This is a genomic window from Kitasatospora sp. NPDC085895 (genome assembly GCF_040702125.1).
GTDB classification, from domain to species: domain Bacteria; phylum Actinomycetota; class Actinomycetes; order Streptomycetales; family Streptomycetaceae; genus Kitasatospora; species Kitasatospora arboriphila.
Window position 1 is genome coordinate 1 of the sequence record NZ_JBFBJY010000058.1, and the last position, 13,392, is coordinate 13,392.

At 72.4% G+C, this 13,392-nt stretch carries 13 protein-coding genes; 7 read left to right on the forward strand and 6 right to left on the reverse strand.

Translation table 11 applies throughout. The features are described 5' to 3' along the window. Positions 1 to 424: 424 nt before the first annotated feature. Genes AB0442_RS28940 through AB0442_RS28950 form a run of 3 tightly spaced genes read right to left on the reverse strand, consistent with a single transcriptional unit; the run spans position 425 to position 3,644 of the window. Positions 425 to 1,510: a low specificity L-threonine aldolase gene (locus tag AB0442_RS28940; RefSeq protein WP_363547808.1), complete on the reverse strand. Its 1,086-nt coding sequence runs from the start codon at positions 1,508 to 1,510 to the stop codon at positions 425 to 427. Further along, on the reverse strand, positions 1,507 to 2,250 hold the full coding sequence (locus AB0442_RS28945; RefSeq protein WP_030272023.1) for an SDR family NAD(P)-dependent oxidoreductase: 744 nt from the start codon (positions 2,248 to 2,250) through the stop codon (positions 1,507 to 1,509). Before AB0442_RS28945 ends, AB0442_RS28940 begins: the two co-directional genes overlap by 4 nt. Further along, complete coding sequence (locus AB0442_RS28950; RefSeq protein WP_363547704.1) at positions 2,247 to 3,644, reverse strand: DUF6421 family protein; 1,398 nt, start codon at positions 3,642 to 3,644, stop codon at positions 2,247 to 2,249. Before AB0442_RS28950 ends, AB0442_RS28945 begins: the two co-directional genes overlap by 4 nt. Positions 3,645 to 4,026: 382 nt before the next feature. Here AB0442_RS28950 and AB0442_RS28955 point away from each other — a divergent pair, with 382 nt between their 5' ends. Then, positions 4,027 to 4,563, forward strand: coding sequence for a DUF5134 domain-containing protein (locus AB0442_RS28955; protein WP_366166485.1), 537 nt, complete (start codon positions 4,027 to 4,029; stop codon positions 4,561 to 4,563). Between the two features lie 132 nt (positions 4,564 to 4,695). Further along, positions 4,696 to 5,646, forward strand: coding sequence for a M56 family metallopeptidase (locus AB0442_RS28960; protein ID WP_366166487.1), 951 nt, complete (start codon positions 4,696 to 4,698; stop codon positions 5,644 to 5,646). 59 nt (positions 5,647 to 5,705) lie between these two features. Here the strand turns inward: AB0442_RS28960 and AB0442_RS28965 are convergent, their stop codons facing one another. Continuing rightward, a complete protein-coding gene (locus tag AB0442_RS28965; protein WP_344621869.1) occupies positions 5,706 to 6,104 on the reverse strand; it encodes a MarR family transcriptional regulator in 399 nt (132 codons plus the stop codon). Positions 6,105 to 6,191: 87 nt separating this feature from the next. Here AB0442_RS28965 and AB0442_RS28970 point away from each other — a divergent pair, with 87 nt between their 5' ends. The 4 genes from AB0442_RS28970 to AB0442_RS28985 all read left to right on the forward strand — a co-directional run bounded on the left by AB0442_RS28970 (position 6,192) and on the right by AB0442_RS28985 (position 10,819). Then, a complete protein-coding gene (locus AB0442_RS28970) occupies positions 6,192 to 7,733 on the forward strand; it encodes an MFS transporter (RefSeq protein WP_366166488.1) in 1,542 nt (513 codons plus the stop codon). Positions 7,734 to 8,005: 272 nt separating this feature from the next. After that, on the forward strand, positions 8,006 to 8,602 hold the full coding sequence (locus AB0442_RS28975) for a helix-turn-helix domain-containing protein (protein ID WP_366166490.1): 597 nt from the start codon (positions 8,006 to 8,008) through the stop codon (positions 8,600 to 8,602). A gap of 75 nt (positions 8,603 to 8,677) precedes the next feature. After that, positions 8,678 to 10,360: a LuxR C-terminal-related transcriptional regulator gene (locus AB0442_RS28980; RefSeq protein ID WP_366166492.1), complete on the forward strand. Its 1,683-nt coding sequence runs from the start codon at positions 8,678 to 8,680 to the stop codon at positions 10,358 to 10,360. 138 nt (positions 10,361 to 10,498) lie between these two features. Beyond that, positions 10,499 to 10,819, forward strand: a complete 321-nt coding sequence (locus AB0442_RS28985; RefSeq protein WP_366166494.1) for a hypothetical protein — start codon at positions 10,499 to 10,501, stop codon at positions 10,817 to 10,819. Between the two features lie 73 nt (positions 10,820 to 10,892). Here the strand turns inward: AB0442_RS28985 and AB0442_RS28990 are convergent, their stop codons facing one another. Next, a complete protein-coding gene (locus AB0442_RS28990; protein ID WP_359984566.1) occupies positions 10,893 to 11,759 on the reverse strand; it encodes a helix-turn-helix transcriptional regulator in 867 nt (288 codons plus the stop codon). Positions 11,760 to 12,178: 419 nt separating this feature from the next. Here AB0442_RS28990 and AB0442_RS28995 point away from each other — a divergent pair, with 419 nt between their 5' ends. Further along, positions 12,179 to 12,697 (forward strand): ATP-binding protein, encoded by a 519-nt coding sequence (locus AB0442_RS28995; RefSeq protein WP_366166496.1) that lies wholly within the window; start codon positions 12,179 to 12,181, stop codon positions 12,695 to 12,697. A 356-nt stretch (positions 12,698 to 13,053) separates the two neighbouring features. On the opposite strand, the gene AB0442_RS29000 is transcribed toward AB0442_RS28995, so the two are convergent. Further along, complete coding sequence (locus AB0442_RS29000; protein ID WP_366166498.1) at positions 13,054 to 13,290, reverse strand: DUF397 domain-containing protein; 237 nt, start codon at positions 13,288 to 13,290, stop codon at positions 13,054 to 13,056. Positions 13,291 to 13,392: the final 102 nt, after the last annotated feature.

The window sequence follows — 13,392 nt, forward strand, 5'->3', positions numbered from 1 at the left end:
CTTCCAGCGGACCCTCCGGGCGTTTCGCTCTTCCGTGTTTCCAGCTTATCAGATCCGAGCCTGTGCTCTTCACCGACGCGCTTTCTTCACTGCCTGGTCGGAACCGGCCTGACGGCCCGTCCGACGTTTCAAACCCTAGCCGATCCCCGCTCCGAAAAGCGAATCCGGCGCCGGCCCGAAGTGCAATTCCTATAAACACGCACGCCGAATTCGCACCGGGACGCGACAAGACGCGACCCGATGAGGATCTGGAAGTGGTGTTTCAAGGGATTGGCCGCTCCGGGACCGTCCGCGCAGATGCGTGTCCGGTGCTCCCTGCCGAGCGACCAGTGAACACTACGCCGATACGCCGGAAGATGCAAAACGGCTCCGGCGCGGAGTCTCCGCGCCGGAGCCGTACTGCTGTACCGGACAGGCTGTCGGGTCAGACCCGGCCCATCTCCTCGGCGATCGCCGCGGCGAACGCGTCGATGTCGGCCTCGCTGGTGTCGAAGGACGCCATCCAGCGGACCTCGCCGGTGTGCTCGTTCCAGAAGTAGAAGCGGTAGCGCTTCTGCAGCCGCTCGCTGACCTCCCGCGGGAGGATCGCGAAGACCGCGTTCGCCTGGACCGGGCGGACGACCGTCACGCCCTCGATGCCGGTGACGGCCTGCTCCAGGCGCTTCGCCATCGCGTTGGCGTGGCCGGCGTTGCGCAGGTACAGGTCTCCGGCCAGCAGCGCCTCGAACTGCACCGAGACGAAGCGCATCTTCGAGGCGAGCTGCATCGACATCTTGCGCAGGAACTTCAGGTTGCGGACGCGCTCGGGGTTGAGCACGACGACGACCTCGCCCAGCATCAGGCCGTTCTTGGTGCCGCCGTAGGACAGCACGTCCACACCGGCGTCGGTGGTGAAGTCCCGGAACGGCACGCCCAGGGTGGCGGCGGCGTTGGCGAGCCGCGAGCCGTCCATGTGCACGAGCATGCCGTGCTCGTGGGCGTGGTCGCAGATGGCCTTGACCTCGTCGACCGTGTACACGGTGCCGAGCTCGGTGCTCTGGGTCAGCGAGACGGCCAGCGGCTGGGCGCGGTGCTCGTCGTCCCAGCCCCAGGCCTGCTGGTCGATCAGCTCGGGGGTGAGCTTGCCGTCCGGGGTGGGGACGGTGAGGATCTTGATCCCGGCGATCTTCTCCGGCGCACCGCACTCGTCCACGTTGATGTGCGCGGACTCGGCGGCGACCACGGCGCCCCAGCGCGGCAGCAGGGACTGCAGGGCGACCACGTTGGCGCCGGTGCCGTTGAAGACGGGGTACGCCTCGGCCCGGTCGCCGAAGTGGCGGCGGAAGACCTGCTGCAGGTGGGCGGTGTAGTCGTCCTCGCCGTAGGCGACCTGGTGGCCGCCGTTGGCGAGGGCGATCGCCGCGAGGACCTCCGGGTGGATGCCTGCGTAGTTGTCGCTGGCGAATCCGCGCACGGTGGTGTCGTGGTGCCGCACCGCGTCGGTGCGGGTGTCGTCGGTGCCGATGGTCATCGGGCTGTCAGCCACAGGTGCTGTCCGTTCAGTTCTGCTGCGGGGCGGTCCCAGAGGCCCGCCAGGGTCTCGGCCAGGTCGGCGGTGTCGGTGAAGCCGGCGAACTTGGCGTCCGGCTTCTCGGCACGCATCTCGGGAGAGACCAGGGCCTTGATCACCAGGATGGCAGCCGCGGCGGTGGGCGTTCCGTCCCCGGCGGTGGTCTCCTTCACGAAGGAGTCCGCCATGGCGAGCGTCCAGGCCTCGGTGGCCGCCTTCGCGGCGGCGTACGCCGCGCCACCGGCGGTCGGCTTGTGGGCCGCGGCCGCGGAGACCATGGCGTAGCGGCCGCCGCTGCGGACCAGCGCGGGCTGGAAGGCCAGCGAGGTGTGCTGCAGGGTCCGCACCACCGTGTCGTGCAGGAAGTCCCAGTCGTCGATCCGGGAGTCGAAGAAGGTCTTGCTGCCGCGCCAGCCGCCGACCAGGTGGAGCAGGCCGTCGACGTGGCCGTGCTCGGCCTCCAGGTGGTCGGCCCAGTCGTGGACCTCCTGCGGGTCGAGCAGGTCGATGACCTGGCCGCTGACCTTCGCGCCGGGCACGGTGGTGCGCACGCTGTCGAGGGCCTTGTCGAGGCGCTGCTGGTCGATGTCGGCGCCGATGACGGTGGCGCCGGCGGCGGCGAGGCGCCGCATGGTGGCCTGGCCGGCGGGGCCGCTGGCCCCGGCGACCGCGATCACCTTGTCGTCGAGACGGGCGCTCACGCGGCGACCCCCTGGACACCGGTGCCGGTGATGCCGGTGGTGGCGGCGATGACGCCGCTCAGCTTCTTGGAGAGGGCCTCGTAGAACATGCTGAGGGGGAACTCGTCCGGCTTGACCGCGTCGCAGAGCGCCTTGTTGAGGGCCTTGCCGTCGGTGATGTCGAGCGGGAGCGCCTCGGTGCCCTTGGCCCAGGTGGAGGCGGGGTGCGGAGTGAGGTAGCGGGAGACGAGCTCGTAGGCGGCGATCCAGTGGGCCGTCTTCGGGCGGTCGATGCCGTCGCGGTAGAGGGTCTCGATCTCGCCGCAGAGCTGGTTGGTCACCTCGGCGACGCGGTCCCAGTCGATGGAGAGGCGGTTGTCGCGCCAGCGCAGCGCGTCGTGCTTGTGCAGGTAGGCGAAGAGCAGCTGGCCGCCCATGCCGTCGTAGTTGCGGACGCGGTCGCCGCTGACCGGGAAGCGGAACATGCGGTCGAAGAGGATCGCGTACTGGACGTCGCGGCCCTGGGCGTAGCCCTCGGCCTGCAGCTTCACGGCCTCCTTGAAGGCGGTGAGGTCGCAGCGGAGCTCCTCCAGGCCGTACATCCAGAACGGGCTGCGCTGCTTGATCATGAAGGGGTCGAACGGCAGGTCGCCGTGGCTGTGGGTGCGGTCGTGGATGAGGTCCCACAGCACGAAGGTCTGCTGGGCGCGCTCCTGGTCCTTGAGGAGGCCGGTGGCGTCCTCGGGGATCTCCAGGCCGAGCAGCTCGACGGCGCTGGTGGAGACGGCGCGGAAGCGGGCCGCCTCGCGGTCGCAGAAGATGCCGCCCCAGGTGAAACGTTCCGGCGCCTGTCGGACGGCCACGGTCTCCGGGAAGAGCACGGCGGAGTTGGTGTCGTAGCCGGCCGTGAAGTCGGTGAAGGTGATCGGCACGAACATCGGGTTGTCGAAGCGCTCGCGCTCCAGCTCGGCCAGCCAGTCCGGCCAGACGACCTTGAGCAGGACGGCCTCGAGGTTGCGGTTCGGGTTGCCGTTCTGGGTGTACATCGGGAAGACCACGAGGTGGTCCAGGCCGTCGGTGCGCTGCTCGGCGGGGTGGAAGGCGAGCAGCGAGTCGAGGAAGTCGGGCTCGCGGTAGCCGGTGTCGGCCCACTTGCGCAGGTCGTCCTGGACGGCGGCGAGGTACGCGGCGTCCTGCGGGAAGAGCGGGGCGAGCTCCTGCACCGAGGTGAGCACGGTCTCGACCAGGGGGTCGACCGTGCCGCGCTGGACGGCGGACAGGTCGATGGAGCCGTCCTTCGACTGCAGCGGGCGGAGGGACTCCACCGCGTCCTTCAGACGGAGCCAGGCGGGGTGGCCGGCCGGAGAGGCGGAAGCATCGCCAGCCACGGCGAGCGTCGGCGAAAGATTCTGCATCGGAGACTCACTTCGACAGGAGGTATTGCGACGTACCCACCATAGATACGAAAGGTTCTTCTGTTCAAGGGGGGGTCTATCGGGCAATCCTGCGGCGTATGGGGCTCACGGCGGGAGATCCGGCTCTCCGGGGCGTCCCGCGGGGGCGGTCCGGAGTGGGTCGGAGGCCGCCGCATCCCGACCATCCCGCGCCCGCCGCGGCCCCGCCACCGGGAAGCGGCGGCGCCCGTCGGGGTGCGGTCCGGGCCCCGATCGGCCGGGCACTCCCGTGCGCCCCCCTGCGCGCCCTGCTGCCCGCCGCCCGGATCGGTGATCGTGGACGTACTGTCCGCTGGCACCGGTCGGGAGGGGCGCCGTGCACGGTCCGGCCGTCGTCACATGGATGCTGGCGGGACTGGCCGCCGGCTCGGCCGCGCTGTGCGCGCTGCGCCTGCGCCGCCCGGGCTGTGCGGGGGCGCACCGCGAGGCGGACGCCGCCGAGGCCGCGATGGCGGTCGGCATGGCCGGGATGGCCGTGTTGCCCGGCGCGGTCTGGGGCTGGCTCTTCACCGTGCTGGGAGGCGCCCTGGTGCTGGGGGCGGTCGCGGGGCGCGCGGGGCGCGTCCACCGCCTGCACCACGGGGTCGGGGCGCTCGCGATGGCGTACATGGCGCTGGCCATGGCCACCTCGCCGGCCGCCCCCGCCCACCTGCACCACGCGGCGCCGGGCGTCCCCGGAGCGACCGGCACGCCGATGGGGCTGCCGGCACTGACCGGCTTGCTGCTCCTCTACTTCGGCGGGTACACGCTGTGGGCGGGCAGTCGGCTGCTGTCCGTGCCCGGGGCCGCGGGAGGCGCGACCGGGATGGAGGGCGGCACCGTGCGGGCCTGCCGGGTGGCGATGGGCATCGGGATGTTCGCCATGCTCCTGACGCTCTGACGGCTTCCGCAATGTTGACGGGGTGTCGTTGGTCACCTGTCCGCGGAAGCCGTTCCACCGGGGCGCGACGGAGCATAGGTTGGGGGCAGCGCACTGTCGCGCTCCTGATCGCTCCTCGGGGGAGCCCCTGCCATGACGGCCCTGCTGAGCCTGCTGCTGCTCGGACTGCTGCTCGCCACCGTGGCGCCGGGCCTGCTGGGCCGGGCCCGCTGGCCCGAGCGAGAACCCGTGCTGGCGCTGCTCGCCTGGCAGTCCCTCGTGGTGGCCGTGCTGCTGTGCTGTGTGCTCTCCTTGTTGTTGGCCTGTGCCGCCGCGCTGCCTGCGCTGCGCGTGGCGGTGTTCACGGGTGCGCCCTCGGGCGTCGAGGAGGCCTACGGCCTCGCGGGCGCCGAGGGCTGGGGCCGGCTGACGGCGGCTCTGCTGGCCCTGGGCGGGGTGCAGACCGCGGTGTCGCTGACCCGTGAGGTGCGCGCGGCCCGCGCGCTGCGCGGGGCGCGCCACGCCCAACTGGACGACCGAGCACCGCAGTTGCCGGGCGAGTCGGCGGCCGAGCGGCGCGGCGGTGAGCGCCTGGTGGTGCTCGAGAACCTCCGCCCGGAGGCCTGGTCGCTGCCCGGCCCGGAGGCCCGGCTGGTGGTGACCACCGGGGCGCTGCAGCAGTTGACCGACCGTGAGCTGGCGGCGGTGCTGAGCCACGAGCGCAGCCACGTCCGCGCGCGGCACCACTGGCTCGCGCAGTGCGCCGAGGCGCTGGCGACCGGTTTCCCCGGGGTGGGCGTGTTCAGCGCCTTCCGGGACCAGGTCGGCGAGCTGGTGGAACTGGCTGCGGACGACCGGGCCGCCCGTCGGCACGGGCGGATCACCACGGCGCTCGCACTGGTGGAGATCAACGCCGGACGCGGGGTGTTCGGCTCGTGCCCGCCGAAGCAGCTCGCCCAGGCACCGCGCCGGGTGGACCGGCTGCTGGCGGGCGAGCCGCGGCTGCCGGTGCACCACCGGCTGCGGCTGACGCTGGCGGCGCTGGCCGCGCCCGCCGCGGTGGTGCTGCTGGCGATGGCACCCGGGCTGGGCACGCTGCTCTGACGAGGGCCCCCGACCACGGGGGGACCAGCCGGGAGACCGGCCGGGGATCAGTCGGGGATTCAGCCGAGGGTGCGGGCGAGCACCTCACGGTGGATCGGCTGGGCCTCCTGGTACCGGGCGCGACCCTCGTCGGTGAGCGCCACGAAGATCCCGCGCCGGTCGAGCTCGCACATGACCCGGGCGACCAGGCCGTCCTTCTCCAGCCGGCCGATCAGCCGGGACAGCGCGCTCTGGCTGAGGTGGACCGTCTGCGCTATCTCCTGGACCCGGAGCTTGCCGGGGCCGACCCGCAGCTCGTCCTCCCAGAGGCGCTCCAGCACCTCGAACTCGCTCATGCCGAGGCCGAACTGCTCGCCCAGCGTGCGGTCGAGCGCGCAGGAGACGGCGGCGTGACGCGCGAGGACGTCCCGCCACTCGAACACGAGGGCGGACTCTGGGGCGAGATCCGGTTCAGCCACCCGGCCAGGATACCACGTGTCCGCACATCTATTGCAGGCGCATTAAATTCACTTGCACTGGATGCACGTGCATGTAGTCTCGTGGCCATGACGACCGCATCTGACGACCCGTCGACGACCGGGGCCTGGAGTCCACGCCTGTGGGGCACCCTCGTCGTCCTCTGCGCCGCCCTCTTCCTCGATGCCCTCGACGTCTCGATGGTGGGCGTGGCCCTGCCCTCCATCGGTACCGACCTCCACCTGTCCACCTCCGCCCTGCAGTGGGTGGTGAGCGGCTACGTGCTCGGCTACGGCGGGCTGCTGCTGCTCGGCGGGCGCGCCGCCGACCTGCTCGGGCGGCGGCGCGTCTTCCTGGCCGCCCTCGCCGTCTTCGCCGCCGCCTCGCTGCTCGGCGGCCTGGTGGACGACGGCGGCCTGCTGATAGCCGCCCGGTTCCTCAAGGGCGTGAGCGCCGCCTTCACCGCCCCCGCCGGCCTGTCGATCATCACCACGACGTTCGCGGAGGGCCCGGCACGCAACCGGGCGCTCTCCATCTACACCACCTGCGGCGCCAGCGGCTTCTCGCTCGGCCTGGTGCTCAGCGGCCTGCTCACCTCGGCCGGCTGGCGCTGGACGTTCCTGATGCCGGTGCCGGTCGCACTGGTGGCCCTGGGCGCGGCCGTCCGGCTGCTCCCCCGTCAGCCCGCCCCGGCCCGCGGCACCGCCGGGTACGACGCGGCCGGCGCGATCACCGGCACCGGCTCGCTGCTGCTGCTCGTCTTCACCGTCACCGAGGCGCAGAACGCCGGCTGGGCGAGCGCCCGCACCATCGGCTCGCTCGCCGCGGTCGCCGTGCTGATGGCGCTCTTCCTGCTGATCGAGTCCCGGGCCGCCCACCCGCTGGTCCGGCTGGGGATCTTCCGCAACGGCGGGGTGAGCCGGGCCGACGTCGCGGCGCTGGCGGTGTTCGGCTCGTACGCCGGCTTCCAGTTCATCGCCACCCTCTACCTGCAGCGGCTGCTCGGCTGGTCCGCGCTGGAGATGGCCCTGGCCTTCCTCCCGGCCGGTGCGCTGGTCGCACTGTCGGCCACGAAGATGGGGGCGGTGGTCGACCGGTTCGGCACGGCCCGCCTGCTGCCGCTCGGCATCGGCTTCCTGACCGCGGGCTACGCGCTGTTCCTGCGCCTGGACGAGCACTCCGGTTTCCTCGGCCTGGTGCTGCCCAGCATGGTGCTGCTCGGCATCGGCTTCGCCCTGGCCTTCCCCTCCGTCAACATCGCCGCCACCAACGGCGTCGACGACGAGGAGCAGGGGCTGGCCTCCGGCCTGGTCAACACGGCCTTCCAGGTGGGCAGCGCGATCGTGCTGGCCGTGGCCACGGCCGTGATCACGGCGGGCAGCGACGGCGGCCTGAGCCCGCAGGCCCAGCTGGCCGGCTACCGGCCCGCGCTGCTGCTGGTGACGGCGGTCTCGCTGGGCGCCCTGGTGGTGACCCTGGTGGGCTGGGCCCTGGAGCGCCGCCGCACGGCAGCGCCCGTCGCGGCCGAGTCCGCATCCGCGCCCATCGCCCGGGCGGCTGCCGGGCCGGCCACGGCCGGAGGCTCCGACGAGGGGGAGGACGCCGAGGGCAGGGTGCTCGCCGACCGCTGACGCCCGACCGCTGACGCCCGACCGGCCGGGATCGACATCCGTCCAGGTCCGGGAACGCAGCAGCGCCGGCTCCACCAAACCCCCGTGTTGGTGGAGCCGGCGCTGCTGCGTGCGCTGCCGCCGAGGCCGTCCGGGCCCGGGCATACGGCCGCGCCGCGACGGGCTCGGCCAGTATATTGGCCCGGAGCCAGTCAACGTTCGGAGCAGACACGATGGCACCTCGCGGGGAATCGGTCAATGAGGAGATGCGCCGGCGATCCCGCCGCCGAATCATGCGCGCCACCGTCGAGCTCGTCGACCAGCACGGATACGCAGGGACGACGCTCAGTGACATAGCGGAGCATGCAGGGCTCGCCCGCGGCCTGGTCTCCTACTACTTCGACGGCAAACGGCTGCTGATGCAGTCCGCCACCCACCGCCTGATGCACCTGGAGCTGGGCGCGGCACTGGCGGCGATGCCGGAGGGTTCCCCGCCTGAGGCACGGCTGGCACGGGCCATCGACGTCGTCCTCGGTCTCGCCATGGACCATCCGCGGGTGATGCGCGCACATCTGGCGCTGATCCTCGATCCGGACGTCGGCGCCTTCGTGCAGGATCCGGAGCAGCGGCAGTTGGGCGCGATCCTGCGGGGGCTGCTGAAGGACTGGGGCGCCCCGGATCCGGTCGCCGAGCACGCGGTGCTGCGCAGCGCGTTGATGGGCGGCTGCATCGGGGTGCTGCTGCCGGGGGCGTCGACGCCGCTGGCCCCGATCCGGGCCGACCTGTTCGCGAGGTACGGGCTCGCCTGGGAGCTGGGGGTGCCGCCGCAGCCCGAGGCGCCCGAGCGCGCCCAGGCATCCGTCCGCGGGGGGATCTCGACCCGGGCGTGACGGCCTGCCCTCGGGCGCGCACGTCCGGGCGGGCCCGGGGCTGTCGGCCTCGTTCGGCGGGTCGATAATCGGCTCGTGGACACCAGCCGCGATCTCGTCCGGGGCCGTGCGTGTTACGCCGCCGGGGCCTGGCGCGAGGCCTTCGAGAGCCTCAGCGCCGCCGACGGGGCCGCACCGGTGGGCGCCGACGACCTGGAGCTGCTGGCCAGGTCCGCCTACATGCTCGGGCTCGACGAGGACTACGTGGCCCGGCTGGAGCGCGCCCACGCGGATTGGCTGGACGCCGGTGACGTGCCACGGGCCGTCCGCTGTGCGGTGTGGATCGGCCACAGCATGCTGTTCCGGGGCCACGGCGCGCGGGCGAGCGGTTGGTTCTCCCTCGGCGAGCGCCTCCTGAAGGCCGACGGGCGGGACTGCGTCGAACGCGGGTACCTCCTGATCCCCGTGTGGCTGGCCCAGATGGGCGGCGGCGACTGGCAGGCCGGCCACGCCACGGCGGCCGAGGCCACCGAGGCCGGTGAGGCTTTCGGCGACGCCGACCTGGTGTGGTTGGCACGCGACGAACAGGCCCGGGCCCTGGTGAACCTCGACCGTGTGCACGAGGGCCTTCGCCTGGTGGACGAGACGCTCGTGGTCGTCGAGTCCGGCGCGCTGTCTCCGATCGTCAGCGGCATCGTCTACTGCAACACCATCAGCTTCTGCCACGACCTGTACGAGCTACGCCGACTGCGCGAGTGGACGGACGCCCTGACCCGGTGGTGCGAGCGCCAGCCGCAGATGGTCGCGCACAACGGACTGTGCCTCGTGCACCGGGCCGAGGTGATGCAGTACGGCGGTGCCTGGACCGCCGCGCTCGACGAGGCCCGCCGCGCCGCCGAACACTTCACCCGGGGTGTGCTGAACCGGATCGCCTGCGGGCAGGCCCACTACCGGCAGGGCGAGATCCACCGGCTGCAGGGCCGCCCGGCCGAGGCCGAGGCCGCCTACCGGGAGGCCAACCGCTGCGGGTTCGAGCCACAGCCCGGGTTCTCCCTGCTCCGGTTGGCGCAGGGCAACGACGAGGCGGCAGCGGCCACGGTCCGCCGCGCCGTGTCCGAGCACACCCGGGACCTGGAGCGGGCGGCCCTCCTCCCGGCGTACGTCGAGATCATGCTGGCCGGCGGCGACATCGACGCCGCGGCCGAGGCCGCCCGCCAGCTGGAGGCCGTCGCGGAGCGCCGGGATGGCGACGTGCTCCGCGCGGCGGCGGCGTACGGCGTCGCCTCCGCGGCACTGGCCGGGGGCGACGCCTCCGCCGGTCTCGCCGCGGCACGGCGGGCGTGGCGCGGGTGGCAGGAGCTCGAAGTGCCGTACGAGGCCGCGCGGGCGCGTGTCCTGGTGGCGCTCGCCTGCCGTGCGCTCGGCGACGGGGATACCTCCGATCTGGAGCTCCAGGCGGCCCGCACGGTCTTCGTCGGGCTCGGGGCCGGGCCGGACGTCGCCCGTCTGGATTCCCTCGCCCGTGGCGGACCGGGCACGCACCCGGGCACGGGCGCAGGTGGGGACCCGGTCACGGGGCCGGCCGGCTACGGTCTCTCGCCACGCGAGGTCGAGGTGCTCCGGGAGGTGGTCGGTGGCGCGACCAACCGGCAGATCGCCGTCGCCCTGGTGATCAGCGAGCACACCGTCGCCCGGCACCTGCAGAACATCTTCGGCAAGCTGGGTGTCTCCTCCCGCACGGCGGCGAGCACCTTCGCGCTGGAGCACGGCCTGGTCTGAGCCGGATGGCCAGGATTGACCATGCCTCCCGCACCGGATCGGTGCCGGATTGGTGAATGTGCGCGACGCGGTGTCCGCCCCCGCGGACCTAGCGTCGAACTGTCCGAAGGGGAGGGCCGGCAGTGAGGAGGACTCCCCATGTACGTCGTGGTCCAGCACACGATCCTCGACCCGGAGACCGCATTCTCCCGTGGCCGGGCCCTCATGAGCGGCAGCGGAGCGCCGGACGGCACCCGGGTGCTGCAGTTCTACCCGCATGTCGGGGGCTCCGCCGTGGCGTGCCTCTGGGAGGCGGAGTCCGTCGGCGACGTCCAGCGCTTCGTCGACACGACCCTCGGGGATTCCAGCACCAACCTCTGCTACGAGGTCGATGCGGATCGGGCGTTCGCCGACCGCCCGCTCGGCCTGCGCCCGTCACCGGCTCCGGTCACCCACCCGGGCCCGTCCGGCACGTCCTAGGCGTGTCGCCGAAAGGAAAAGAACGGTCGGGCACCCGAGGGGTGCCCGACCGCCTTCTGCCGCGTTCGCCGGCTCAGCGTTCCTTGAGGATCGAGGTGAGCAGGTCCACGGTCTGATCGGGCGTCAGGCTGTCGACGCAGAGCCGCTCCATCACCTGGATGTAGGCGTCGACGTCGTCGCGCTTGTCGAGGTAGAGGGCGCTGGTGAGCTGCTCCAGGTAGACGACGTCGGCCAGGTCCTGCTCGGGGAACCGCAGGATGGAGAAGGCGCCGCTCTCGCCGGCGTGGGCGCCGAAGCGGAACGGCATGACCTGGATGGTGACGTTGGGCCGGTCCGCCATGTCGATCAGGTGCTGCACCTGGGCCCGCATCACGGCCGGGCCGCCGACCGGGCGGCGCAGCGCGGCCTCGTCGATGACGGCCCACAGGTGCGGGCTCCGACCCTCCGTCAGCAGGGTCTGCCGGCGCATCCGGAGGCTGACCCGGCGCTCCAGTTCCTCGGCGCCGATCGCCGGGCGGCTCTGGCCGAAGACCGCGCGGGCGTACTCCTCCGCCTGCAGCAGGCCGGGGATGAACTGCACCTCGTAGGTGCGGATCAGCGCGGCGGCCTCCTCCAGACCGACGTAGGTCTGGAACCAGCCGGGCAGGACGTCGTTGAAGCTGTGCCACCAACCGGACTTGTTCGCCTCGCGGACCAGGCCGAGCAGGGCCTCGCGCTCCGTGGCGTCGTCGACGCCGTAGAGGCTGAGCAGATCGGCGACGTCGCGCTCCTTGAAGGAGACGCGGCCGAGCTCCATACGGCTGATCTTCGACTCGGAGGCGCGGATGGTGTAGCCGGCGTCCTCGCGGGTGATGCCCCGTCCCTCGCGCAGGCGCCGCAGCTGCGAGCCGAGGAGGATGCGGCGCACCATCGAGCCCCCGCCGGGCTGAACTGTGGTCATGCGGTCGGAAACCTCCACCTCGGGTCAAACAGCGCACAGTCTGCCATCAGTTGGGCGCGCTCGGTGCCCGTAGTGGCGCAACGATCTACTACTTCTGCATCACATCCTCCATCTTGCACGTGCATCTGGCGCTTGCATATGCCAAACATGCGACTGCACGTGAATCGACTCTTGCATCTGCAGTGGGCGCAGAGGACCATGGTGCACGTGCACTTGCACGCACCTGACAACTCCGCGGGCTTCGCGTCGACCGAACGCGCGACCCCACATGCCCTCCCGGCCGCGCCCCTGTGCGGCCGGGAGTTCGTGTGCGGGTGCGGGCTTACCGGCGGGCGGCCGAGCGGCCGAGCGAGTCGGAGGTGACCGGCATGACCCGGGTGGGTCCCGCCGTGTCCGCCCCCTTATGGGAGGAGCTCTTCATGAGCACCGGTACGGCCATCGCTGCCGACCCGTACGTGGTCAGCTGTACCCTCGTCCCTCGCTACGAAGCCGTCAGATCGGCCCGCGACTTCGCCAGGACCACCTTGCGGAACTGGGGACTCGACTCGCTCTTCGACGATGTCGCCCTGGTCGCCTCGGAGTTGGTGACCAACGCGCTGCGGCACGCCGTGGGCGCGCTGCCCGACGGCTGCGGCGCCCCGACGGCGCAGGTGCCCGCACAACTGGCCCGCCCGCAGGGCCCGGAGGGCCGCACCCCCATACGCATCAGCCTGGTGCACCGGGCGCCGCAGGTGGTGTGCGCGGTGAGCGACCCCAGCAGTCAGGGTCCGGTGGCGCGCGAGGCGGACTTCGTGGCGGAGTCCGGCCGCGGACTGCACCTGGTCGATTCCTTCAGCACGTCCTGGGGCTGGCACCCGCTGGCCGGGGCGGGCAAGGTCGTCTGGGCGCTGTTCGAGGCCGCACCCGCGGTCGGGACCGGTCGGCACCGCTCGGCCTGAGCCGGTCCGCACCGAGCCCCGACCGGACGCGAACCGGACCGGACGGGACGGGCAGCGGCCGCGACGCCGGGTTGGGGCGGGCGGAGGGTAGGGGCGGGTCGGGCGGAGGGGACCCGGTCGGCGACCTCGCACCGCACGGGCGGGCACCGCGACCGCAGGGAGACGGTCCACGGACGCCGCGTCGCCGAGCGGTCGGCCCGCACGCCCGAGGCCCGGCAGCAAGGGGAGGTCGGGAAGACGTCGGACCCGCACGGGGCCGGGCACGCAGCCGGGCCGCCGCGGCGTCCCCCACGACGGCCCCCGGAACGGGAAGCCCGAACACCTGGGCCCACCGGGTGCGGCGGGCCGACGGGCGGTCAGGTCGCCAGGTGGTCGAACTCCCCGTCCTTGGCGCCGAGGAGCAGTGCGGCTATCTCGGCCCGGGTGTAGATGAGCGCGGGGCCGTCCGGGAACCGGGAGTTGCGCATCGCCACCTCGCCGCCCGGAAGGGCCGCGAACTCGACGCAGTTGCCCTGCGAATTGCTGTGCCGGCTCTTCTGCCAGACGACCCCGTCGAGGTCCGCAGCCGCCATGCCGTTGTACGCGTCACCCATCATTGCCTCCCTGAGCCTGGCGTTCGCCTCACTTGACGTGATGATAGCTGGCCTGCACGTGCATCAGCACGGGACAAAGCGCGTGCATCTGACTCATCAGTA

Excerpts from the sequence above, each read along its gene's own strand:
- AB0442_RS28940 (WP_363547808.1), bottom strand. The coding sequence starts at position 1,510 with ATGACCATCGGCACCGACGACACCCGCACCGACGCGGTGCGGCACCAC.
- AB0442_RS28950 (WP_363547704.1), bottom strand. The coding sequence starts at position 3,644 with ATGCAGAATCTTTCGCCGACGCTCGCCGTGGCTGGCGATGCTTCCGCC.
- AB0442_RS28955 (WP_366166485.1), top strand. The coding sequence starts at position 4,027 with ATGCTGGCGGGACTGGCCGCCGGCTCGGCCGCGCTGTGCGCGCTGCGC.
- AB0442_RS28960 (WP_366166487.1), top strand. The coding sequence starts at position 4,696 with ATGACGGCCCTGCTGAGCCTGCTGCTGCTCGGACTGCTGCTCGCCACC.
- AB0442_RS28970 (WP_366166488.1), top strand. The coding sequence starts at position 6,192 with ATGACGACCGCATCTGACGACCCGTCGACGACCGGGGCCTGGAGTCCA.
- AB0442_RS28975 (WP_366166490.1), top strand. The coding sequence starts at position 8,006 with ATGCGCGCCACCGTCGAGCTCGTCGACCAGCACGGATACGCAGGGACG.
- AB0442_RS28985 (WP_366166494.1), top strand. The coding sequence starts at position 10,499 with ATGTACGTCGTGGTCCAGCACACGATCCTCGACCCGGAGACCGCATTC.
- AB0442_RS28990 (WP_359984566.1), bottom strand. The coding sequence starts at position 11,759 with ATGACCACAGTTCAGCCCGGCGGGGGCTCGATGGTGCGCCGCATCCTC.
- AB0442_RS28995 (WP_366166496.1), top strand. The coding sequence starts at position 12,179 with ATGAGCACCGGTACGGCCATCGCTGCCGACCCGTACGTGGTCAGCTGT.
- AB0442_RS29000 (WP_366166498.1), bottom strand. The coding sequence starts at position 13,290 with ATGGGTGACGCGTACAACGGCATGGCGGCTGCGGACCTCGACGGGGTC.